Raw genomic sequence first — 21,291 nt, 5'->3', positions numbered from 1 at the left:
TTACACCACGATACTGATTAATTTTCCTGGCACGACGATGATCTTCTTCGGCGTGGTCTCGACGTACTTTTGCACACTTTCGCACGCCAGCGCAGCCGCTTCGATGCTGGCCTTGTCGGCATCCTTGGAGACGGTGATCGAGCCGCGCAGCTTGCCGTTCACCTGAATCATCATCTCGATCTCGGACTGCTCCAATGCTTGCGGATCGACTTGCGGCCACGGCGCGTTGAGCAAGTCGCCCTGCACGCCGGCGTAGCCCAACTCTTGCCACAGCACGTGGGTGATGTGCGGCGCGACAGGATTGAGCAAGCGCAGGAAGATGGAAAAACCTTCGGCGATCAATGCCTTCGACTGCGCGCTATCGTCTAACTTGGCCGATTCGAGGGTGTTGAGCATCTTCATGCAGGCCGACACCACGGTGTTGTACTGGACGCGCTTCAAGTCGTAATCAGCTTGCTGCAGCAGCTTGTGCAATTCGCGGCGCAGATTTTTCTGCGCGTCGCCGGTGGCCGGTGCGGCGCCGCCAGCCAATGCGGCTTGAATAGTGGCCGACTGGGCGTAGCCGAAGGTCCACACACGGCGCAGGAAACGGTTCGCTCCTTCGACGCCGCTGCCCGACCATTCCAGGGTCTGTTCCGGCGGCGAGGCGAACATGGTAAACAAACGGGCCGTGTCAGCACCGTACTGCTCGATCTGCGCTTGCGGGTCGATGCCGTTGTTCTTCGACTTCGACATTTTTTCCGTGCCGCCGATTTCCACCGGCTGGCCATCGGCTACCAGGATGGCGCTTTGCGGACGGCCCTTGTCATCGAGCGACAGGCGCACGTCGTCCGGATTGAACCAGGTGGTCTTGCCCACGGCATCCTTGCGGAAGTAGGTTTCGTTGAGCACCATGCCTTGCGTCAGCAGGTTCACAAAAGGTTCGTCGAACTTGACCAGGCCGAAGTCGCGCATGATCTTGGTCCAGAAGCGCGCGTACAGCAAATGCATGACGGCGTGTTCGATGCCACCGATGTACTGGTCCATCGGCATCCAGTAATCGTTGCGCGCGTCGACCATGGCGTCGTTCGAGCCTGGCGAGGTATAGCGCATGTAATACCACGACGAATCGACGAAGGTGTCCATGGTGTCCGTCTCGCGGCGCGCCGGTTTGCCGCACTGCGGGCAGTCGCACTGCAGGAACGCTTCGTACTTGTTCAAGGGATTGCCCGTGCCGTCCGGCACGCAGTCTTCCGGCAGCACCACCGGCAAGTCTTTTTCCGGCACTGGCACCACGCCGCAGTCGGCGCAATGGATCATCGGGATCGGCGTGCCCCAGTAGCGCTGGCGCGAAATGCCCCAGTCGCGCAGGCGGAACGTGGTTTTCTTTTCGCCCAGGCCCAGTTCGGCCAGGTCGGCGGCCACCGCATCGACGGCGGACGCGAAATGCAGACCGTCGTATTTGCCGGAGGCGACACAGACGCCATCCTTGCTGCCATGCGATTCCTGCCAGGCGTCGGTCGAAAATTGCTGGCCCTTGACTTCGACGACTTGCTTGATCGGCAGATTGTATTTCTTGGCAAAGCCGAAATCGCGTTCATCATGCGCCGGCACGCCCATCACGGCGCCGTCGCCGTAGGTGATCAAGACGTAATTGCCGACCCATACTTCCACTTGTTCGCCCGTCAAAGGATGCGTAACGAACAGGCCGGTCGGCATGCCCTTCTTCTCCATTGTCGCCATGTCCGCTTCGATCACGGAGCCCAGCTTGCACTCGGCGTTGAAGGCAGCCAGTGCAGGATTGCTTTGCGCGGCGTGGATGGCCAGCGGGTGCTCGGCGGCCACGGCGCAGAAGGTCACGCCCATGACGGTGTCAGCGCGGGTGGTAAACACATACAGCTTGCCGTCGCCGATCAAGGCGCCATGCGCATCCTTGATTGCATGCGGGAAAGCGAAGCGCACGCCCGTCGACTTGCCGATCCAGTTGGTCTGCATGGTGCGCACGCGCTCGGGCCAGCCCGGCAGCTTGTCATCCACATAGGCCAGCAATTCTTCCGCGTAATCGGTGATGCGCGCGTAGTACATGGGGATTTCACGCTTTTCGATCAGCGCGCCAGAGCGCCAGCCACGGCCGTCGACGACTTGCTCGTTGGCCAGCACGGTCTGGTCGATCGGGTCCCAGTTCACGGTACCGGTCTTTTTGTAGATGATGCCTTTTTCCAGCATCTTCAGGAACATCCACTGGTTCCATTTGTAATATTCAGGCTTGCAGGCGGTCATTTCGCGCGACCAGTCGATGGCCAGACCCATCGATTCCATCTGCTGCTTCATGTGGGCGATGTTCGAGTACGTCCATTGCGCAGGCGGCACATTGTTGGCCATGGCCGCGTTTTCCGCCGGCATGCCGAACGCATCCCAGCCCATCGGCATGAGCACGTTGTAACCGTTCATGCGCAGATAGCGATACATCACGTCATTGATCGTATAGTTGCGCACGTGACCCATGTGCAGCTTGCCCGAAGGGTAAGGTAGCATCGAGCAAGCAAAATACTTGCCTTTTGGGAAACGCGGGTCGTGTTCGACGGCTTTATAGGCGTCGATCGCCTTCCAGTGCGATTGGGCGGCTTGTTCGACGTCGGCGGGACTATATTTATCTTGCATGATGTGCGGCCAATAGTGGATATGAACCGAGCATTATACTGGTTGTCGCCGCCCGATAGCGCGGCGCGCTGGCGGCCCGGGCTGGCATATTTTGGCCGGCACGCAATTATGCGGTGTGATGTATGAGTAATATCTGAGTAATATCTGTGTAATATCTGTGTAATATCGATGTACTATAAAGGCAATCTTGTTCTTTGCAGCAACGCCGGCCATGCTCGTCTACCAGGAATACATACCCATTCCCGCCCTGCGGACCTGGCTGGACTGCATCTGGACGTGCCGGACAATTACGTCGACCGCCTGTGCCAGGACCAGCGCGATGCCAGTTTTTCCGCTGGCATGATGGCAGCAGGTATTTCGCCGACTTTTTCGACCAACAGGAGCACAATATGATCAAAGGCTTACGCACTGTCACCTATCCCGTCCCCGACCTGGACAAGGCCAAGGCCTGGTACAGCCAGGTATTTAATACGCAGCCGTATTTCGACCAGCCCTTCTATGTCGGCTTTAACATCGGCGGCTTCGAGCTGGGCTTGCTGTCGGACGGCCAAGCTGGCGCGCAGGGCAGCGTGACGTACTGGGGCGTGGACGGCATCGAGCAGGAAGTCGAGCGCATTATCGCGCTGGGCGGCAGCCTGCACCACCCGATCACGGATGTGGGCGACGGCATCCGCACGGTGGAATTGCTCGACCCGTTCGGCAACCAGATCGGTTTCATCGACAATCCCCATTTCGATGCCGCCAAAGTCGTTTAAGCCGCCTCGTCCTGCAACCATCGCCGCAACTGCTGCAAGGCCAGCTTTTCATGCGCCGCTTCGGGCGTGATCAGGTAATACGCGCGCTGGCCGCGCAGTGGGCGCTCGCATGCGATGCATAGCTCGCCGCGCGCCAGTTCCGCCTCGACCAGCATACGCGGCAACAAGACCACGCCCTGCCCCTGCACGGCCGCCATGGCCAGCATGGAAAACAGTTCGTAGCGGGCGCCATAGCGTGCCAGTTCCCCATCGACCTGCATGGCGTCAAACCACTGGCGCCATGCGCCCGGTCGCGTACTTTGTTGCAACAAGGTCAGTTCCAGCAAATCCTGCGCCTGCCAATGGCTGCGCGCCGCCAGCAGGCGGGGGCTGGCGACGGGCACGATTTCTTCATGCATGAGCAAGGTGGCGCGCGTGCCGGGCCAGCGCGCCAATTGCTCGGGCGTGCCCGCGTACAAGGCGCCGTCGTATTCCGTATCGGCAAACATGAACGGTTTCGTATAGGCATCGATATGCACGACGATCTCGGGGTGCAAGCGCGCCAGCGATGACAGACGCGGCATCAGCCAGCGCGTGGCAAACGTGGGCACGGACGCGAGCTGCAAGGCCCCGCCGCCGCCCTGGCGCGCCATGGTGTCGAGCGTATCGCGCTCCAGGCCATCGAGGCGGGCGGCGATCTGGCGCGCATACGCGGCACCGGCACTGGTCAGCAGTACACCGTGGCGCGTGCGCTGGAATAATTGCACGCCAAGAAAGCTTTCCAAGGAAGATATCTGCCGCGATACGGCGCTTTGCGTCAGCGACAGTTCGCGCGCCGCATGCGTGTAGCTTTGGTGGCGCGCCGCCGCCTCGAAGCAATTCAAGGCTTGCAGCATGGGGATTTTGCGTGACATGGGGATATCCGGCCAGTAAAAGAACCCTAGTATGGCGCAAGATATGCGCAATACGCATGTCTGGGTGCGAAAATATCGTTTGCGCAAGGCTAGGCAAAAACCTACCATGAGGCATATTCAATCTTGCGCCGATCACCGGCGCTCACCTGCGAGGCCTGTGATGAGCAAAACCGTATTCGACTGGAATTCCCCCCTGCTGCTGGAAGATCAACTGACAGGCGAGGAACGCGCCGTGCTGGAAGCGGCCCGCGACTATTGCCAGGGCAGCCTGGTGCCACGCGTGCTCGAATCATTCCGCCATGGCCGCACGGACGCCGCCATCTTCCGCGAAATGGGCGAGCTGGGCTTGCTGGGCAGCACGATACCCGAACAATACGGCGGCGCCGGCCTGAACTATGTCTGCTACGGCCTGGCGGCGCGCGAAGTCGAGCGCGTCGATTCGGGCTACCGCTCGATGATGAGCGTGCAATCGTCGCTGGTCATGGTGCCGATCAACGCCTTCGGCAACGAAGAGACCAAGCAAAAGTACCTGCCGAAACTGGCGACGGGCGAATTCATCGGCTGCTTCGGCCTGACGGAACCGGACCACGGCTCCGATCCTGGCAGCATGGTCACGCGCGCGCGCAAGGTGCCGGGCGGCTATAGCCTGTCCGGTGCCAAGATGTGGATCACCAACAGCCCCATCGCCGACGTGTTCGTCGTCTGGGCCAAGGACGATGAAGGCGCGATTCGCGGCTTCGTGCTGGAAAAAGGCTGGAAAGGCCTGTCGGCACCGGAAATCCACGGCAAGGTGGGCTTGCGCACCAGCATCACCGGTGAAATCGTCATGGATGAAGTATTTTGCCCGGAAGAAAACGCCTTCCCGGACGTGCGCGGCTTGAAAGGCCCATTCACATGCCTGAACAGCGCGCGCTACGGCATCGCCTGGGGCGCGCTGGGCGCAGCCGAAGACTGCTACCTGAAGGCACGCCAGTACACGATGGACCGCAAGCAATTCGGCCGCCCTCTTGCTGCAAATCAATTGGTGCAAAAGAAACTGGCTGACATGCTCACGGAAATCACCATGGGCTTGCAAGGCTGCTTGCGCCTGGGCCGCATGAAAGATGAAGGCTCGCCTGCCGTGGAAATCACTTCCATCATGAAACGCAACAGCTGCGGCAAGGCACTCGATATTGCCCGCGTGGCGCGCGACATGATGGGTGGCAACGGCATTTCCGACGAGTACGGCGTGATCCGCCACCTGGTCAACCTGGAAGTGGTCAACACCTATGAAGGCACGCACGATGTGCACGCGCTGATCATCGGCCGCGCCATCACCGGCATCTCCGCCTTCAGCAACTGATGGACGCCTTGGCCTCCACCCTGCGGCCCGCGCCGCTGACCGGCTTGCGCGTACTGGACCTGTCGCGCGTGCTGGCCGGTCCCTGGGCCGGGCAATTGCTGGCCGACCTGGGCGCCGACGTGGTCAAGGTGGAACAGCCGGGACGCGGCGACGACACGCGCTCCTGGGGGCCGCCGTATCTGAAAGATGAAGACGGCCGCGATACGGCCGAGGCCGCTTATTTTCAGTGCGCCAACCGCAACAAGCGCTCGCTGTGCATCGACCTGGCTGCCCCTGAAGGCCAGGCGCTGGTGCGCAAGCTGGCTGGCGAAGCGGATGTATTGCTGGAAAACTTCAAGCTGGACGGTTTGAAGCAATACGGTTTAGACGCGGCCAGCCTCATGGCGCTCAATCCTCGCCTGGTCTACTGCTCCATCACGGGCTTTGGACAGGATGGCCCGTATGCGGCGCGCGCCGGCTATGACTTTTTGATCCAGGGCATGGGCGGCCTGATGAGCATCACGGGCTTGCCCGATGGCCAGCCAGGCGCCGGGCCGCAAAAAGTGGGCGTGGCGCAAACGGATATCATGACGGGCCTGTATGCGACCATCGCCGTGCAGGCGGCGCTGGCCGAACGGCAACGCTCGGGCCTGGGCCAGCATATCGACCTGGCCCTGCTCGACGTGCAAGTGGCGGCCCTGGGCAACCAGGCGGCTAATTACTTGTGCGGCGGCAAAGTGCCTCAGCGCATGGGCAATGCGCATCCGAACATTGTTCCATATCAAGACTTCCCTACGGCCGATGGCGACATGATTTTGGCGATCGGCAACGATGGCCAGTTTTCCCGCTTTTGCGCCATCGTCGGCCATCCGGAGTGGGCGCTGGACGAACGCTACGCCACCAATCCGCAGCGCGTGGCGCACCGGGCCACCCTGATCCCCTTGCTGCGCCAAGCTACCGTCATGCGCACGACGGCCGAGTGGATCAGCGCCTTCGAGGCACAGGCCGTGCCGTGCGGCCCCGTCAACCGCATCGACCAGGTGTTTGCCGACCCGCAAGTGCTCGCGCGTGGCTTGAAAGTGCAAATGCCGCATCCGACAGCGGGCACGGTGGCGCTGGTGGGCAATCCCGTGCGCCTGTCCGGCTCGCCGGTGCAGTACCGCTTGCCGCCGCCGTTGCTGGGGCAGCATACGCAGGAAGTGCTGCACGAGTGGCTGGGCCTCGATGGCGGCCAGATCGACGGCTTGCGCGAACGCAAGGTAGTGTAAATGTTGCTCGTCTGGACGTAGGTCGGATTAGCGCTTGCGCGTAATCCGACTTTCACAGCCAACAATGTTGTCGGATTACGGCCCGCAGGGCCTAATCCGACCTACGATTCTATTCACTTGAGTACCAGCTTCAACGCCGGCTTTTCACCATAATCTTCGTAGCGCTCATTGATGCCGGCGATACAGAACGTGATCTCTTCCAGCAAGTCAGGCACCTGCGCCTTCATGGCCTGCGCGTCTTGCACGACAATTTCCAGCACTTCGTTCGGTTTCAAACGGAACTGGGTCATGTTTTCATCGTCGCGCAGATAGCTGAGGCAATCGACCCAGGCATCCATGCTGTTGCCGTAGAACGCGGGGAAACCGAAGGCTGGCGCGCATTGCGCGTGAAAGCTCGCTTCGTCGGTGATGTCTTTTCCATTCAGGATCGCAGTGGCCATAATGTTCCTTAGTTCTTCAGCGACAACACGTCCTGCATGTCGAACAGGCCGCTCGACTTGTCGGCCAGGAAGCGTGCGGCGCGCAGGGCGCCGTGGGCGTAAGTGATGCGGCTACTCGATTTGTGGCTGATCTCGATGCGCTCGCCGATGCCGGCAAACAGCACCGTATGATCGCCGACGATATCGCCACCGCGGATGGTGGCAAAGCCGATGGTCGACGGGTCGCGTTCGCCCGTCACGCCTTCGCGACCGTACACGGCGCAGTCCTTCAAGTCGCGGCCCAGGGCGCCGGCGACCACTTCTCCCATTTGCAGGGCGGTGCCCGATGGCGCATCGACCTTGAAGCGGTGATGCGCTTCGATGATTTCAATGTCGTAGCCTTCGGACAGGCTTTTCGCCGCCAGCTCCAGCAACTTCATGGTGACATTCACGCCCACGCTCATGTTCGGCGCAAACATGATGGCCGTCTTTTCGGCGGCAGCGGCAATCGCCGCCTTGCCCGCGTCATCGAAACCGGTGGTGCCGATGATCATCTTGATGCCGTGCTCGGCGCAATACGCCAGATGCTGCAAAGTGCCTTCGGGACGCGTGAAATCGATCAGGTAAGCGGCGCCCGCCAGGCCGGCAGCCAAGCTGGACTCGATCAGCACGCCGGCAGGCTTGCCGAGGAAGGCGGCCGCATCCTGGCCCAAGGACGGCGAGCCAACGCGGTCGAGCGCGCCAACGAGCACGGCGTCAGGAGCATTGCTGACCGCTTCGATCAGGATATGGCCCATGCGGCCACTGGCGCCAGCGATGGCGATTTTCAATTCAGTCATTTTATTCTCTTACAGCAACTTATTTGGTGGGCTCGGCGATGGCTGCCGGTACAGCGTCAGGCTTGCTCACAGGAATGGCGGGGGCGGCATCGGCCGGCGCTGGCACGGCGCTTGGCGCCGCCGGCGATGGCAGGGCAGCGGCAGGCACGTCGGCCTTGGCAACCTTGGCGAATGGCGACGGACCGGCGATACGGTTGATGTATTCTTTCTCGGTCGGCAAATTGCCGCCTTCGACACGTTCAACTTTGCCATCTTTGCCGAAGTAGACAACCACGCGGCTGCTGGTGGTTTCGCCATTGCCCCGGGCCAGGCGGAATGGATAATCCCAGCGGTCGGCATGGAAAATATCGGTCAGCAGCGAGGTGCCAAAGACGAAACGCACTTGGTCGCGCGTCATGCCCACTTTCAACTGGGCCAGCATCTCTTCGGAGACAAAGTTACCTTGTTGAATGTCGGGACGATACGGCGAGAAAAACCACATGAATTTTTGCAGCGGCGTAACGGTAGTCGTTTGTGCACCCTGCTCAGGGACCACTTCCTTGCCTTCTTTTTGGCTGGCGGCCGGCTTTTCGCCAAGGATGCCGCGGCTGGCGCAGCCAGACATGGCGAGCGCGACACAGACCATGCCTGCCACGACTGGGGCTCGAAATGAAATACGGTGCCAGAGAGATGGCAATACAGCCGGTGTTACGCGCATAAATGACCTCAATTGGATGAACAAAACGCCAGGAGTGACCGGCCTGCCAAAAAATGCATATTTTGGCACTCCCCGACAAAACGCTATATGATAAAGCACCTGACCCACATACGAGCAACAAACATGAGTAACAATCCTAGTGATCTCAAGGCAAGCGGCCTGAAAGCCACCCTGCCACGCCTGAAGATACTCGATATCTTCCAGAGTAGCCCGGTACGTCACCTGACGGCAGAAGATGTCTACAAGATCCTGCTGGCCGAAAATATGGATGTCGGATTAGCAACCGTCTACCGTGTCCTGACGCAATTTGAGCAGGCGGGCTTACTCAACCGCAACCATTTTGAAACCGGTAAGGCAATTTTCGAACTCAACGAGGGCTCCCACCACGACCACCTGGTATGCCTCGATTGTGGCCGGGTCGAAGAGTTCTTCGACGAAGAAATCGAAATTCGCCAGCAAAAAGTGGCCGAAGAGCGCGGCTTCAAGATCGCCGAACACGCCTTGGCCATTTATGGCAACTGCGTCAAGACGGCTTGCCCGCATAAAACTGCCTGAGCCAAGCTTGGCGCTCCTGCGGGAGCGGGCGGCGCTGAAGGCAATACGCTCAATGATGGCTGAGCGCGCTCGACAGTAATTTAGCCGTAATATCGACGATCGGAATGACGCGCTCGTAAGCCATGCGCGTCGGTCCGATCACCCCCAACGTTCCCACGATCTTGCCGTTGACTTCATACGGCGCCGTCACCACGCTCATCTCATCCATCGGCACCAGGTTCGATTCGCCGCCGATAAAAATCTGCACGCCCGTCGCCTTGCTCGACACGTCGAGCAGCTGCATCAAACCGGTTTTTTGCTCGAACATGTCGAACATCTGACGCAGCGAATGCATATTCGATGACAGATCGCTCACGCTGAGCAAATTGCGCTCGCCGGAAATGACCATGTCATCGCTATGGTCGGCCATCGCTTCGCTGCCCGCTTCCACGGCCGCCTGCATCAGGCTGCCCATGTCGTCGCGCAACTGGCGCAATTCGCCCTGCAAGCGCAAGCGCACGGCATCGAACGACAGGCCGCCATAATTCTGGTTGATGTAATTGGCCGATTGCACCAGTTGCGCCGGCGTGTAGTCGGCCTGCGTCAGCAACAGGCGGTTCTGCACGTCGCCCCCCGGGGCAACGATGACGAGCAAGATGCGCTTTTCTGACAGGCGCAAGAATTCAATTTGCTGGAACACCGATTCCCGGCGCGGGCTGAGCACCACGCCGGCAAACTGCGATAGTGACGACAACATCTGCGCCGCATTGGCGATGGTTTTCTGCGGCTGCGGCGTCTGCAGAAGCATGCGCGACTCGACCATGTGCTCATCCAGATGCCGCACGGTCAGCAAGGTGTCGACAAAGATGCGGTAGCCGCGCGGCGTGGGGATGCGGCCGGCCGAGGTATGCGGGCTGGAAACATAACCGAGCTCTTCCAGATCAGCCATGATGTTGCGGATCGTGGCCGGCGACAGGTCCAGGCCGGAGATCTTCGACAAGGCGCGCGAACCGACCGGCAAGCCGTCGGCGATATAGCGCTCGACCAGGGCTTTCAGCAGTGTTTGGGCGCGTGTATCGAGTTGCATGGTGTAATTAATTAGGCCAATTTTCTATAAAACAAGTAGTCATACCAGGAGTGATGCAGGCCGTGGCAGAGGTCGCAATACAAGTCGTAAGCGCCGTAGCAAGCGCCGCATGCAGATTTGCGCCGACAGCGCCAGCCAGCTTGTATTATGCACGTTCGCCCGTCCGGCAGCGATCAATCTTCCAGTTGCTGCTGCAGCCATAGCAGCAACTCGTCAAAGTTGGCGCAGATGGCATCGGGCTGCACGCCGGCAGCCAGGTGGGCGTCGCTGCCCTTGCGGTTCATCCAGACGGCACGCATGCCCGCCCCTTGCGCTCCCGTCACATCGAAATACAGGTCATCGCCCACATACACGGCTTCATGCGGCGCTACGTCCAGCGCGGCGCAGGCGGCCAGGAAGATGCTGGCATCGGGCTTGGCCACGCCAAAGTCGCTGGCGGCGATGGACACTTTGAAATGCTGTGCCAGGCCGATAACTTCAAGGTCCGCATTGCCATTCGAAATCGAACCGACCAGCATGCGCTGGCGCATCCAGGCCAGGCCAGGCAGGACGTCGTCATACGGCTCGACGCGGTTGCGCGCGGCGAGAAAGTGCACGAGGGCTTGCTCGACCAGGGCGCAGTCCTCGCCGACGCTCTCGAAGGCGGCCAGCAGGCCGGCGCGGCGCAACTCGATCAAGTTGCCATGGAAATGCGGTTGCTCCTTGAGCATGAGCAGACGCTGCTGGCGCAGCACCTCGATGGAAAACTGCTGCGCCACCTTGGGCGCGTGCGTCGCCAGCCAGTCGTGTAACAGGGTTTCGGCGGCGACAATCACGGGCGCGATAGGCCACAGAGTATCGTCGAGATCGAACAGGATGGCCTTGGGCGGCACAGCCGATTTTAGAGGGGCAAGGGACATGGGATTCACAGTAGATGCCGCGCCACGGTGCGCAGGCTGACGGTATTGTCGCACCGATCGGCGCCGCCGGCATGGCTGCGCTTTCACGTAATGGGGCCAGGCCAGCGCTTCGCGGCGAAAAATTGTTACAGGGTGATACAAGGCAAGGTCATTCAGCTTGCCAGATAGACTAAAATAGGCGCCATTCCAATGCGGCGCCAGCGTCCGCGTTGCGCTACCCAACCTAATTCGTTTTGGAGAATGTATGAAAAATTTGTACCTGCGCTCGATGCTGGCGGCGGCTTGCGCCGCCACACTGGCAGCCTGCGGCGGCAGCGGCGGCAACCTGTATCTGCAAGGCACAGTCAGCGGCCTGACCAAAGATGGCCTGATTCTGCTGAACAATGGTGAACGCTTGCCTGTTAGCGCAAACCAGAGCAGCTTTGTTTTCACCAAGCTGATCAACACAGATGAGCGCTACGATATCACCATCGCGCAGCAGCCCAAAGGCGCCGTTTGCAGTATTAGCAGTGGCAGCGGCAAAGCATCGCGCTATTCCGTCAGCACGGCCTTTGTCAGCTGCACGACCAACACCTACGCCCTGAGCGGTACGATTACGGGCCTGAGTGCTGGCGGCTTGCGCCTGGTCATGGGCGCCAACGGTACCAGTCCATTGGCTGGTGTCAACTTCTATAAATTCGATGCGATAGCTGACGGCGCCCCATACGGCATTTCCATATTGACTCAGCCAACGGGCCTGAAGTGCCGCTTCCAGGGTTCAAAGAGTGCCGACGGCAGCGATACGGTCGGTACGATGGGTTCGAGCGCCACAAGCGCGGCCACAATCGACTGCACGCCGCAGTAATCCTTGCGATTCGTCACCTATTTTTTGGAGAAATACATGAAGTTATCCTGCTTGCGCCCACTCGCCGCACTGCTGTTGACCCTGGGACTGGCCGCTTGCGGCGGCAAGGCCTCGTATGACGTCAGCGGCACGATCTCAGGCTTGAACAATGAAGGACTGATACTGGCCAATGGCAGCGACACCTTGCCGATTCCTGCTGGCAAAACGTCATTCACCTTTGACAAGCGCATCGACTATGGTACCGACTACAACATCACCGTCAAACAACAACCGGCCCACATGACTTGCGGCATCCGCGGTGGTTCCGGGTCGGCTGGTCACTACATCAATATCAGCGCTGCGGTGGTTTGCTCGCAAAACAGCTATACCGTGGGCGGCACGGTTTCCGGCCTGACGGTGGATGGCTTGGTGCTGATTAACGGTAACACAATCACTGCGGTGACCAAGGACGCCACGGCCTTTACCATGGCCGGCTCTGTCAACTATGGCGATCCGTATGGCATCAGTGTCTCAGTTCAGCCGAAAGGTTTGCTGTGCGTGGTACAGCCAGGCACGGGCGGCGGCACCATGGGCGAAGCGAATGTGACGACGGTGAAGATCGCCTGCAATCCGGCCTGAGCTGCGGGAACGGTAGCGGTTGCGCGGCTACCGGGAAGAGATATCACTGAAATGTATAGTTGATATTAGAAAGATAAATTGGAGTTATATGTGGCGATGCAGCATAATGCATCTGTCTCCTCCAACTCTTCCAAGAATTGGATTTAGCCCGCTTTTACCAGCGGGCTTTTTTTTGCCCAAAATTTCTCAGGCAACAGGCGTTTGCAAAGCAGGCTGCAACATTTGCACGATGCTGGAGAAATCCTGCTGCGCATAACCGGCTTGCGCATGCATCTGGTACAACTGGCGCACCAGGGCGCCCAATGGCGTGGGCGCGTTTGCCGACAAGGCCGACTGCTGCGCCAGGCCCAGGTCTTTCAGCATCAGCGCCGTGCCGAAGCCGCCCGTGTAATGACGCGAAGCGGGCGTGCCGTCCATGACGCCGGGCCACGGGTTGTACACTTCCAGGGTCCAGTTGCGGCCCGAACTCTTGGCCATGATATCGGACAACACTTTCGGGTCGAGGCCATGCGCCACGCCCAGGTTCAGCGCCTCGGCCGTACCGGCCATCAAGATACCCAGTAGCATGTTGTTGCAAATCTTCGCCACCTGGCCCGCACCCGCCTCGCCCGCATGGAAAATATTCTTGCCCATCTTTTCCAGCAGGGGCCGCGCCTGCTGCAAGGCCGCTACGCTACCGCCGACGATGAAGGTCAGGGTGCCCGCTGCCGCGCCCGCCGTGCCGCCCGAGACGGGCGCATCGAGCATGGCAAAGCCGCGCGCGCTGGCTGTCTGCGCCACCTGGCGCGCCACGTCGGCGGCGATGGTGCTGCAATCGATGAACAGGGCGCCGGGCTTGGCCGAATCGAGCACGCCGCCTGGCGCCAGATACAAGTCCTGCACGTGCTTGTTCGCGGGCAGCATGGTGATGACGGCATCGGCCGTCTGCACGGCCGCGCTGGCCGAAGCGGCCGCCGTGGCGCCTGCCTCGACCAGCGAGGCCACGGCGGCCGGCGCCAGGTCGAAGACGGACACGTGGAAGCCGGCGGCCACCAGGTTGCGGGCCATCGGCGCGCCCATGTTGCCTAGGCCGATAAAAGCGATATGTTGCATTTTTATAGTCTCCTGTCGCGCCTAAAAAAGCCCATGGCGTTGTTGCCTTGCCTAGTCGTACTGGGCGTACTGGCCGTACTGCCTTCGGCGAGGCGCCTAGCCCTGAGCATTTTTATGCACTACTTAAATGGTTAAATGGATAGGTCGGCCAGCGGATGCTGTCTCCACGGCGCGGCAAAATACTCGTCCAGATACGTCTCGCTGACCTCGGCCAGGCTGGCCGGCTGCCATTGCGGCGCGTTGTCCTTGTCTATCAGCAGGGCGCGCACGCCTTCGCTGAAGTCGGCATGGGCACAACATTGCACGGCCACAATCAATTCCTGCTGGAACACTTGCGCCAGGCTCAGATGACGCGTGCGTACACGCATTTCCCACACCAGGGCGGCCGAGCTGGGCGCGCCCTTGGCCAGCGAGTGCGCCGCCTTTTGCAACCAGGCCGAATCGCCATCGTAGGCGGCAATGGCGGCCACCACTTCGGGCAATGTGGGCGCTTGCGTCAAGGCAGCGATGGCGTCAAAGTTGGCGCGCACTTCGGAGACGGGCAGCATGGACACCGGGGCCGAGAAACCGCGCAGCAAGCGGTTCAGTTGCTGGTGATTCGCCGGCGCGCTGGCCTGCCATGGCGCCAGCGTCAGCGCGTCGAGCAGCATGGCACGCTCTTCCTGGCGCAGGAAGTAATCGCCGAGGCCAGCAAACAGCGCATCGGCCGCGTTCATCGGTGCCCCCGTCAAACCCAGGAACAGGCCGCTGCGCCCCGGCATGCGGCCCAGGAACCAGCTGCCGCCCACGTCGGGGAACAGGCCTATGCTGATTTCCGGCATGGCGATGCGCGTGCTTTCGGTCACAACGCGATGGCTGGCACCGGCCATCAGCCCCAGGCCACCACCCATGACGATGCCGCCGCCCCACACCAGCAGCGGTTTGACGTAGGTATGGATGCGGTGGTCGAGCCGGTATTCCTCGGCAAAAAAAGCCAGCGCCTGCGGGTTCGGCACGACACCGGGCTGCTCGGTCACGGCCGCACGCAAGCTGCGCACGTCGCCGCCGGCGCAGAAGGCCTTGTCGGTCGACGATTGCAGCACCACGCAGGCAATCGCGTCGTCACCGGCCCAGCGCACGAGGGCGCCATCGATGGCGCGTATCATGTCCAGCGTCAGCGCGTGCAAGGACTTGGGCGCATCGAGGGTGATGACGCCCAGCTTCATGCCGCCGGGACAGCCGCGTTCCTCGATCTTCACTGTTTCAAGCGTTGTTTCAAGCATTTTTTCAGCCATTGTTTCATTGATTGTTTCAGCCATTCTTCCACTCCGCCTGACGTTTTTCCAGGAACGCTTGCACACCCTCTTTCTGGTCTTGCGTCTCGAACAGGCCCAGGAACAGGGTGCGCTCATCGGGCAAGGAATTGATCAGCGGATGGCTGCGCGCGCCCTGGATCAGGGTCTTGCACGCCGACACGCTGCTGGGGCTCTGGCGCGCCACTTTGGCAGCCAGGGCCAGCGCCGTGGCGGCAGCCTTGCCAGTTGGCACAACTTCCTCGACCAGGCCGATGGCCAGGGCCTTGGCCGCATCGACCCGCTCGCCGCATAAAATCATGCGCTTGGCCCAGCCTTCGCCCACCAGCCACGGCAAGTGCTGCGTGCCGCCCGCACACGGCAGCAAGCCGACGGACGCTTCGGGCAAGGCCATCTGCGCGTGTTCTTCGGCAATGCGGATGTCGCAGGCGAGCGCACATTCGAGCCCGCCGCCCATGGCATAGCCATTGATGGCGGCAATGCTGACGCCGCGAAACGCCGACAGCGCTTCGAAGGCCTCGCCAAACGCGGCGGCCATGGCGAACGCCGTGTCCTTGTTGCCGTCGGCAAATACTTTCAAATCGGCACCGGCCGAGAAGAACTTCGCGCCGCCACCGGTAATGACCAACGCGTACACGTCCGGGTCGGCATTGAGGTCAGCCACCAGCTGCGTCAGCGCGTTCAGGCTGGCCAGGGTCCACGTATGGGCCGGCGGGTTATCGAGGGTCACCAGGGCCGTGTGGCCACGGCGTTCCAGCAACAAGTTGGCATACACTTTGCTCATCGTAAGGTCTCCGTGGCGCCATCTTTCAAAATCGCTCGCGCGACGATCAGGCGCATGATTTCATTCGTCCCTTCCAGGATCTGGTGCACCCGCGTATCGCGCACATGGCGTTCGAGCGGGTACTCGCGGATGTAGCCATAGCCGCCGTGCAGCTGCAGCGCATCGTTGGATACATTGAAGCCCACGTCGGTCGCAAAACGCTTTGCCATGGCGCAATATGCGGTGGCATCCGGACTTTCCTGATCCAGCTTCCAGGCCGCCAGGCGCACCATCTGGCGCGCCGCCACCAATTCCGTCAACATATCGGCGAGCTTGAATTGCAAGGCCTGGAATTGGGCCAGCTCGCGGCCGAACTGCGTGCGCTCCTTCATGTAGGCTTGCGCGCGCGTCAGGGCCGCTTGCGCCGTACCCACCGAGCACACGGCAATGTTGATGCGCCCGCCGTCGATGCCCTTCATGGCGATGGCAAAGCCTTCGCCTTCCGCGCCCAGCAAGTTACCAACAGGTACTTTTACCTGGTCGAAACTGATGATGCGCGTGGGCTGGCTATTCCAGCCCATCTTTTCTTCTTTCTTGCCATACACGATGCCGGGCAAATTTGCCGGCACGGCAAAGGCAGAAATCCCGCCAGCACCCTCGCCGCCGGTGCGCGCCATGACGATCAGCATGTCCGTCTGGCCGGCGCCGGAGATAAACGCTTTCGTGCCGTCCAGCACGTAAAAATCGCCATCCCTGACAGCTTTCGTGCGCAGGGATGCCGCGTCGGATCCCGACTGCGGTTCCGTCAGGCAATAGCTGGCCAGCTTCTGGCCGGCGGCCATGGCCGGCACCCACGCCTCGCACAGGGCTTCCTGGCCCCAGCGCGCCAACATCCAGGTGGCCATGTTGTGGATCGTAATGTAGGCCGTGGTTGAGGTGCATCCAGCGGCCAGTTCCTCGAAGACGATGGCCGCATCCTGGCGCGACAGACCCATGCCGCCCCAGCGCTGCGGCGTGTACAGGCCGCAAAAGCCCATCTCGCCCGCCTTGGCAATCGTTTCCACGGGGAAGATCGATTCCGCATCCCAATGCGCCGCGTGCGGCGCCAGTTCGCCTTCGGCAAACGCGCGCGCCGCCTGCTGGAACTCGCGCTGCTCGTCGCTCAATTCAAAGTCCATGCCAGCTCCTTACTTGAGGCTGATGGTGGTGTTGACCTTGCCGACCGAGGCCGCATCCGTAAACCAGCGCTGGGTAATCGTTTGCGTCTGCGTATAGAACAGCACGACTTGCTTGCCGAACGGCCCCAGATCGCCGAGCTTGGAGCCGCGCGAACCGGTGAAGCTGAACAGCGGGACGGGCACGGGAATGGGCACGTTGATGCCGACCTGGCCCACGTCGATTTCTTCCTGGAAATGGCGCGCCGCCGCGCCGCTTTGCGTGAACAACGCCGTGCCGTTGCCGTTCGGATTCGCGTTCACCAGGGCAATGGCTTCATCGAGCGTGTCGACTTCGACGACGATCAGGACGGGTCCAAAGATTTCCTGGTCATACACGACCATGCCCGGTTCCACGCCGGACAAAATCGTCGGACCAATGAAATTGCCGTTCGGATAGCCGTCGACCTTCACGTCACGGCCATCGAGGGTCAGCACGGCGCCCTGTTCAATGCCCTTGGCGACCAGGCTGAAAACGCGCTCTTTTGCCGCGCAGGAAATCACGGGGCCCAGGTCGGGATTATCCTTGCCCGCGCCCACCGTCAGCGTTTGCGCCTTGGCGGCCAGTTCCGGCAGCCACTCACGCGCGGCGCCCACCAGCACGGCGACCGAGGCGGCCATGCAGCGCTGGCCAGCCGCACCGAAACCGGCACCGAGCAACTGGTTCAGGGTTTGCTCTTTATTTGCGTCCGGCAAGACGACGGCGTGATTCTTGGCTCCCATCATGCATTGCGCGCGCTTGCCGTTCAGGCTGGCGCGCTGGTACACATGCGTGCCCACTTTGCTCGATCCGACAAACGAGATCGCCTTGATGTCCCGATGGTCGCACAGGGCGTTGACCACGTCTTCGCCGCCGTGTATCACGTTCAGCACGCCGGCCGGGATGCCCGCTTGCAGCGCCAGGCGCACGAGTTTTTCCGTCACCAGCGGGTCTTGCTCCGATGGTTTCAGTACAAACGTATTGCCGCAGGCAATCGCCATCGGGAACATCCACAGGGGGATCATGGCGGGGAAGTTGAACGGGGTAATGCCGGCGCACACGCCCAGCGGCTGCATCACGCTGTAAGTGTCGACGCCACCGGCCACGTTTTGCGCATATTCGCCCATTTGCAGGGTGCCGATGTTGGCTGCGTGCTCGACCACTTCCAGGCCGCGGAAGATATCGCCTTCCGCGTCGAGCAAGGTCTTGCCCTGCTCCATGGTGAGCGTCGCGGCCAGGTCGGCCATGTTTTCGCGGATCAGCTGTTGAAGTTTGAGGAAGATGCGGGCGCGCGCGCCGATCGGCGTCTTGCGCCAGGTTTTGAAGGCGCGCTGGGCGGCGGCGATGGCGGCATCGACTTCGTCCGGCGTGGCAAACGGCACACGCGCCAGAACTTCCTGCGTGGCGGGGTTGACGACATCGCGCCAGACGGTGGTCTTCGATTCCAGCCACTCGCCGTTGATCAGCAGTGGAACGGTCGGAACATTCATAGCAGCAGCGTTTTGCATGGTCACTCGGTGTCTCCTCATTGGGGTAGTGGTCTGTTTGCATTATTCGCACAATACGGGCCGCAAACAAGGCGTGAAAATGCGAGATAATGCAAAGCTGAATCTGTTAATCTGCAAACATTGTAAATTTGCAGATTCCACAAACCGGCGAAGAGGAAACGCGATGGCGAAGGTTTTCATGGGCGTGCGCCTGCAGCGACTGCGCGAGGAACGGCGCATGACGCAGGTGGCGCTGGCCAAGTCCCTGGGCATCTCGCCCAGCTATCTGAACCAGATGGAGCGCAACCAGCGTCCGCTGACGGTGCCGATTCTGTTGCGTATCGGCAGCGTGCTGGGGGTCGATCCGCAAATCTTTTCCGAACATGACAGCGCCAGCCTGGTAGCCGACGTGCGCGACGTATTGGGCGAATTGCCCGACGCGCCACCCACCTCGATGGCCGAGCTCAAGATGCTGGTGGAAAACATGCCGGAACTGGCCCGTTCCATCCTGCTACTGCAGCGGCGCTACCGGGTGATGGCGGAGCGGGCCGATACGCTGGCAGCGCGCCTCGATGACGGCAGCCGCGGCGCCAGTTCGGCCGCGCCCTCCACGGACGAGGAAGTGCGCGAATACCTGAACCGACGACAAAACTATATCGATGAACTGGACCGCGCGGCGGAGCTGGTGGCAGGCGAACTTGATGCCCAGTTGCGCACGCTCGATGCGTTGCAAAGCCGCTTGCTGGAGCGCCACGGCATCGAGGTCCGACTGTCCGATGGCGACGCGGGCATGGTGCGCAAGCATCGCTACGATGCGCAGCAACACATACTGTGGCTGCCCGACACCCTGACGGGCGGCCAGCGCGCCTTCCAGATGGCGGCGCAAATCAGCCTGCTCGAGCATAGCGACCTGATCGACGCCCTGGTGCTGGCGGCAGGGTTTTCGGGTGCGGCCGCGCAAACGAGCGCACGCTTGGCGTTTTCCAATTATTTTGCGGGCGCCCTGCTGATGCCGTACCAACGCTTCTTGCAGGCGGCGGAAACGCGCGCCTACGATATCGAGCGCCTGGCGCACCAGTTCGGCGTGGGGTTTGAGGCCGTATGCCATCGCCTGAGCACCATGCAACGCCCGGAGGCGGCGGGACTGCCGTTTTTCTTTGTCAGAGTCGACCGCGCGGGCAATGTCTCGAAGCGCCAGTCGGCCACGGACTTTCACTTTTCAAGGGTGGGTGGCACCTGCCCCCTGTGGATCGTGTACGACGCCTTCAGCCATCCGGGCCAGGTGCTCACGCAAGTGGCCAGCATGCCCGACGGTTGCACCTACCTGTGGATCGCGCGCCAGGTCAGCACCGCCTCGCCGGGCTTTCGCGCACCGGGCAAGACGTTCGCCGTGGCGCTGGGCTGCGACATCTCGCAGGCGCACCGGCTGATTTACTCGAAGGGACTCGATTTGCACGACCCGTCCAGCGCCACGCCGATTGGCACCGGCTGCAAGGTGTGCGAGCGCCAGGCCTGTCCGCAGCGGGCGTTTCCCTCGCTGCTGCTGCCGCCACCCGCTTCGGCTTAGGAGGCGTCGACCACGCGCGCGCGCAGCGCATCGAATTGGCGCGTAAATTGCGCGCGCCAGTCGCGCCGTGTGGACTCGTCTATCCAGGCTGCGTCGAGGCCATTGAGCATGAAGCCGCGCATGTCGTCGAGGCCGAAACCGAACTCGCGCATCATCATCCAGGCGCCCGTCGGCGTCACATGGTGCAGGGTCGGGTCGTCCGTGTTCGGATGCAGTTTCAGTCCCAGCTTGGCCATGGCGCGGATCGGGTGGTCGAGCGCCCAGCGCTCGGGCGCCAGAGTGCGCAAATAATACGAATTGGTGGGCACCACCGTGAAGACCAGGCCGCGTTCGACGCAGCGCTGCGCCAGTTGAGCATTATCAACGATCGTGTAGCCATGGTCGACACGGTCCACCTGCAACAGCTCGATAGCCGTTTCCACGTTTGTCCACGGCATGCCGAATTCGCCCGCATGCGCCGTGCACTTGAAACCGGCCTCGCGCGCGGCCCGGTAGGCTTCGATAAAGAGCTCTGGCGGGCGGTCGTTTTCGCGGTAGTCGATGCCGATACCGATTACTTCCGGCGCGCGGTGCGCCTTCATCCACGCCACCACCTGCACCGCTTCCGCAGGAGCGGCTTCACGGTCGATACTGGGGATCAAACGGCCGATCACGCCAAAGTCGCGCTGTGCGTCGCGGATGGCGGCCACGATGGCGTCTTGCGCTGCGTCATAGCGGATGCCCGAGACGCGCACGGTACCGGTCGGATTCCAGAAGAACTCCGCATAGCGCACGCCGTGGCCATGCACGTCTTCCAGGTATTCGTAGGCGAGGCAATACAGGTCGGTCGGCGTAACGATCAGGTGCGCGTCCAGCGCGCGCAGCACGCGCAGCACGCCGACCGGTTTGTCGCCACGCGTATAGAACGCGTCGATTTCCTCGGGGCTGACGACATTGCCCGTCTTGGCGGCCAGCGCACGGAAAGTGGCTTGGCGCACCGTGCCAAACAGGTGGCAATGCAGCTCCACCTTCGGCATGGCGCGTAAAAACTGTTCGATGCTCAAGGCTGGCAAGGGGTCGGCAAGGTGTCGCATGAAGCTCGC

20 protein-coding genes are annotated in these 21,291 nt (G+C 61.4%); 7 read left to right on the top strand and 13 right to left on the bottom strand.

What is annotated here, in order from left to right:
- The gene (gene leuS / locus ACQ4V8_RS17595) at nucleotides 1-2,640 is read right to left on the bottom strand and encodes a leucine--tRNA ligase (protein WP_436571924.1); all 2,640 of its coding nucleotides are present in this window, start codon (nucleotides 2,638-2,640) and stop codon (nucleotides 1-3) included.
- Between the two features lie 389 nt (nucleotides 2,641-3,029).
- Between leuS and ACQ4V8_RS17590 the strand changes: the two genes are divergently transcribed.
- Nucleotides 3,030-3,395 (top strand): VOC family protein, encoded by a 366-nt coding sequence (locus tag ACQ4V8_RS17590; RefSeq protein ID WP_010401751.1) that lies wholly within the window; start codon nucleotides 3,030-3,032, stop codon nucleotides 3,393-3,395.
- Here ACQ4V8_RS17590 and ACQ4V8_RS17585 read toward each other — a convergent pair.
- Complete coding sequence (locus tag ACQ4V8_RS17585; RefSeq protein ID WP_029496712.1) at nucleotides 3,392-4,288, bottom strand: LysR substrate-binding domain-containing protein; 897 nt, start codon at nucleotides 4,286-4,288, stop codon at nucleotides 3,392-3,394. The genes ACQ4V8_RS17590 and ACQ4V8_RS17585 overlap by 4 nt on opposite strands.
- Before the next feature lie 160 nt (nucleotides 4,289-4,448).
- Here ACQ4V8_RS17585 and ACQ4V8_RS17580 point away from each other — a divergent pair, with 160 nt between their 5' ends.
- Both ACQ4V8_RS17580 and ACQ4V8_RS17575 read left to right on the top strand, forming a co-directional pair.
- Nucleotides 4,449-5,630, top strand: a complete 1,182-nt coding sequence (locus ACQ4V8_RS17580; protein ID WP_010401753.1) for an acyl-CoA dehydrogenase — start codon at nucleotides 4,449-4,451, stop codon at nucleotides 5,628-5,630.
- On the top strand, nucleotides 5,630-6,877 hold the full coding sequence (locus ACQ4V8_RS17575; protein WP_436571923.1) for a CaiB/BaiF CoA transferase family protein: 1,248 nt from the start codon (nucleotides 5,630-5,632) through the stop codon (nucleotides 6,875-6,877). Before ACQ4V8_RS17580 ends, ACQ4V8_RS17575 begins: the two co-directional genes overlap by 1 nt.
- 113 nt (nucleotides 6,878-6,990) lie before the next feature.
- Here ACQ4V8_RS17575 and ACQ4V8_RS17570 read toward each other — a convergent pair whose 3' ends face one another.
- The 3 genes from ACQ4V8_RS17570 to ACQ4V8_RS17560 are packed head-to-tail and all read right to left on the bottom strand — an operon-like array spanning nucleotide 6,991 to nucleotide 8,739.
- Complete coding sequence (locus tag ACQ4V8_RS17570; protein WP_010401757.1) at nucleotides 6,991-7,317, bottom strand: barstar family protein; 327 nt, start codon at nucleotides 7,315-7,317, stop codon at nucleotides 6,991-6,993.
- Nucleotides 7,318-7,325: 8 nt separating this feature from the next.
- Nucleotides 7,326-8,135: a 4-hydroxy-tetrahydrodipicolinate reductase gene (gene dapB, locus ACQ4V8_RS17565; RefSeq protein ID WP_436571922.1), complete on the bottom strand. Its 810-nt coding sequence runs from the start codon at nucleotides 8,133-8,135 to the stop codon at nucleotides 7,326-7,328.
- 19 nt (nucleotides 8,136-8,154) lie between these two features.
- The gene (locus ACQ4V8_RS17560; RefSeq protein WP_436571921.1) at nucleotides 8,155-8,739 is read right to left on the bottom strand and encodes an outer membrane protein assembly factor BamE; all 585 of its coding nucleotides are present in this window, start codon (nucleotides 8,737-8,739) and stop codon (nucleotides 8,155-8,157) included.
- Between the two features lie 216 nt (nucleotides 8,740-8,955).
- Here ACQ4V8_RS17560 and fur point away from each other — a divergent pair, with 216 nt between their 5' ends.
- A complete protein-coding gene (gene fur, locus ACQ4V8_RS17555) occupies nucleotides 8,956-9,387 on the top strand; it encodes a ferric iron uptake transcriptional regulator (protein ID WP_010401765.1) in 432 nt (143 codons plus the stop codon).
- A 49-nt stretch (nucleotides 9,388-9,436) separates the two neighbouring features.
- Here fur and hrcA read toward each other — a convergent pair whose 3' ends face one another.
- On the bottom strand, nucleotides 9,437-10,453 hold the full coding sequence (gene hrcA / locus ACQ4V8_RS17550; protein WP_010401766.1) for a heat-inducible transcriptional repressor HrcA: 1,017 nt from the start codon (nucleotides 10,451-10,453) through the stop codon (nucleotides 9,437-9,439).
- A gap of 173 nt (nucleotides 10,454-10,626) precedes the next feature.
- The gene (locus tag ACQ4V8_RS17545) at nucleotides 10,627-11,352 is read right to left on the bottom strand and encodes an HAD family hydrolase (protein WP_050855975.1); all 726 of its coding nucleotides are present in this window, start codon (nucleotides 11,350-11,352) and stop codon (nucleotides 10,627-10,629) included.
- Nucleotides 11,353-11,596: 244 nt separating this feature from the next.
- On the opposite strand from ACQ4V8_RS17545, the gene ACQ4V8_RS17540 reads away from it, so the two are divergent.
- Together ACQ4V8_RS17540 and ACQ4V8_RS17535 are read left to right on the top strand one after the other, a co-directional pair.
- Nucleotides 11,597-12,196, top strand: a complete 600-nt coding sequence (locus tag ACQ4V8_RS17540; protein ID WP_010401770.1) for a hypothetical protein — start codon at nucleotides 11,597-11,599, stop codon at nucleotides 12,194-12,196.
- Nucleotides 12,197-12,232: 36 nt separating this feature from the next.
- Nucleotides 12,233-12,814, top strand: coding sequence for a hypothetical protein (locus tag ACQ4V8_RS17535; RefSeq protein ID WP_070346104.1), 582 nt, complete (start codon nucleotides 12,233-12,235; stop codon nucleotides 12,812-12,814).
- 186 nt (nucleotides 12,815-13,000) lie between these two features.
- Here the strand turns inward: ACQ4V8_RS17535 and mmsB are convergent, their stop codons facing one another.
- The 5 genes from mmsB to ACQ4V8_RS17510 all read right to left on the bottom strand — a co-directional run bounded on the left by mmsB (nucleotide 13,001) and on the right by ACQ4V8_RS17510 (nucleotide 18,645).
- Nucleotides 13,001-13,906 (bottom strand): 3-hydroxyisobutyrate dehydrogenase, encoded by a 906-nt coding sequence (gene mmsB / locus ACQ4V8_RS17530; protein ID WP_010401773.1) that lies wholly within the window; start codon nucleotides 13,904-13,906, stop codon nucleotides 13,001-13,003.
- A 131-nt stretch (nucleotides 13,907-14,037) separates the two neighbouring features.
- On the bottom strand, nucleotides 14,038-15,204 hold the full coding sequence (locus tag ACQ4V8_RS17525) for an enoyl-CoA hydratase/isomerase family protein (RefSeq protein WP_010401776.1): 1,167 nt from the start codon (nucleotides 15,202-15,204) through the stop codon (nucleotides 14,038-14,040).
- Nucleotides 15,197-15,982 carry an enoyl-CoA hydratase gene (locus tag ACQ4V8_RS17520; RefSeq protein WP_436571920.1) on the bottom strand — a complete coding sequence of 262 codons (786 nt, stop codon included), beginning with the start codon at nucleotides 15,980-15,982 and terminating at the stop codon, nucleotides 15,197-15,199. Before ACQ4V8_RS17520 ends, ACQ4V8_RS17525 begins: the two co-directional genes overlap by 8 nt.
- Nucleotides 15,979-17,139: an acyl-CoA dehydrogenase family protein gene (locus ACQ4V8_RS17515; RefSeq protein WP_010401779.1), complete on the bottom strand. Its 1,161-nt coding sequence runs from the start codon at nucleotides 17,137-17,139 to the stop codon at nucleotides 15,979-15,981. The genes ACQ4V8_RS17520 and ACQ4V8_RS17515 overlap by 4 nt, the downstream gene beginning before the upstream one ends.
- 9 nt (nucleotides 17,140-17,148) lie before the next feature.
- Complete coding sequence (locus ACQ4V8_RS17510) at nucleotides 17,149-18,645, bottom strand: CoA-acylating methylmalonate-semialdehyde dehydrogenase (RefSeq protein ID WP_070346101.1); 1,497 nt, start codon at nucleotides 18,643-18,645, stop codon at nucleotides 17,149-17,151.
- 181 nt (nucleotides 18,646-18,826) lie between these two features.
- On the opposite strand from ACQ4V8_RS17510, the gene ACQ4V8_RS17505 reads away from it, so the two are divergent.
- On the top strand, nucleotides 18,827-20,209 hold the full coding sequence (locus ACQ4V8_RS17505) for a short-chain fatty acyl-CoA regulator family protein (RefSeq protein WP_196855657.1): 1,383 nt from the start codon (nucleotides 18,827-18,829) through the stop codon (nucleotides 20,207-20,209).
- Here ACQ4V8_RS17505 and ACQ4V8_RS17500 read toward each other — a convergent pair.
- Nucleotides 20,206-21,282: an adenosine deaminase family protein gene (locus ACQ4V8_RS17500; RefSeq protein WP_436571919.1), complete on the bottom strand. Its 1,077-nt coding sequence runs from the start codon at nucleotides 21,280-21,282 to the stop codon at nucleotides 20,206-20,208. The two genes, ACQ4V8_RS17505 and ACQ4V8_RS17500, sit on opposite strands and share 4 nt — an antisense overlap.
- Between the last annotated feature and the right edge of the window lie 9 nt (nucleotides 21,283-21,291).

The organism is Janthinobacterium paucivorans (assembly GCF_051380805.1).
Lineage (GTDB): Bacteria > Pseudomonadota > Gammaproteobacteria > Burkholderiales > Burkholderiaceae_D > Janthinobacterium > Janthinobacterium lividum_D.
Note: the sequence above shows the minus strand (reverse complement) of the source record. Positions and strands in the feature narration are given on the sequence as shown.

Bases quoted from the DNA above. Each gene is read 5' to 3' on its own strand.
- ACQ4V8_RS17585 (WP_029496712.1), bottom strand. From the start codon at position 4,288: ATGTCACGCAAAATCCCCATGCTGCAAGCCTTGAATTGCTTCGAGGCG.
- ACQ4V8_RS17560 (WP_436571921.1), bottom strand. From the start codon at position 8,739: ATGTCTGGCTGCGCCAGCCGCGGCATCCTTGGCGAAAAGCCGGCCGCC.
- ACQ4V8_RS17510 (WP_070346101.1), bottom strand. From the start codon at position 18,645: ATGAATGTTCCGACCGTTCCACTGCTGATCAACGGCGAGTGGCTGGAA.
- dapB (WP_436571922.1), bottom strand. From the start codon at position 8,135: ATGACTGAATTGAAAATCGCCATCGCTGGCGCCAGTGGCCGCATGGGC.
- leuS (WP_436571924.1), bottom strand. From the start codon at position 2,640: ATGCAAGATAAATATAGTCCCGCCGACGTCGAACAAGCCGCCCAATCG.
- fur (WP_010401765.1), top strand. From the start codon at position 8,956: ATGAGTAACAATCCTAGTGATCTCAAGGCAAGCGGCCTGAAAGCCACC.
- ACQ4V8_RS17515 (WP_010401779.1), bottom strand. From the start codon at position 17,139: ATGGACTTTGAATTGAGCGACGAGCAGCGCGAGTTCCAGCAGGCGGCG.
- ACQ4V8_RS17575 (WP_436571923.1), top strand. From the start codon at position 5,630: ATGGACGCCTTGGCCTCCACCCTGCGGCCCGCGCCGCTGACCGGCTTG.
- mmsB (WP_010401773.1), bottom strand. From the start codon at position 13,906: ATGCAACATATCGCTTTTATCGGCCTAGGCAACATGGGCGCGCCGATG.
- ACQ4V8_RS17500 (WP_436571919.1), bottom strand. From the start codon at position 21,282: ATGCGACACCTTGCCGACCCCTTGCCAGCCTTGAGCATCGAACAGTTT.
- hrcA (WP_010401766.1), bottom strand. From the start codon at position 10,453: ATGCAACTCGATACACGCGCCCAAACACTGCTGAAAGCCCTGGTCGAG.
- ACQ4V8_RS17505 (WP_196855657.1), top strand. From the start codon at position 18,827: ATGGCGAAGGTTTTCATGGGCGTGCGCCTGCAGCGACTGCGCGAGGAA.
- ACQ4V8_RS17570 (WP_010401757.1), bottom strand. From the start codon at position 7,317: ATGGCCACTGCGATCCTGAATGGAAAAGACATCACCGACGAAGCGAGC.
- ACQ4V8_RS17590 (WP_010401751.1), top strand. From the start codon at position 3,030: ATGATCAAAGGCTTACGCACTGTCACCTATCCCGTCCCCGACCTGGAC.
- ACQ4V8_RS17580 (WP_010401753.1), top strand. From the start codon at position 4,449: ATGAGCAAAACCGTATTCGACTGGAATTCCCCCCTGCTGCTGGAAGAT.
- ACQ4V8_RS17525 (WP_010401776.1), bottom strand. From the start codon at position 15,204: ATGGCTGAAACAATCAATGAAACAATGGCTGAAAAAATGCTTGAAACA.
- ACQ4V8_RS17535 (WP_070346104.1), top strand. From the start codon at position 12,233: ATGAAGTTATCCTGCTTGCGCCCACTCGCCGCACTGCTGTTGACCCTG.
- ACQ4V8_RS17520 (WP_436571920.1), bottom strand. From the start codon at position 15,982: ATGAGCAAAGTGTATGCCAACTTGTTGCTGGAACGCCGTGGCCACACG.
- ACQ4V8_RS17545 (WP_050855975.1), bottom strand. From the start codon at position 11,352: ATGTCCCTTGCCCCTCTAAAATCGGCTGTGCCGCCCAAGGCCATCCTG.
- ACQ4V8_RS17540 (WP_010401770.1), top strand. From the start codon at position 11,597: ATGAAAAATTTGTACCTGCGCTCGATGCTGGCGGCGGCTTGCGCCGCC.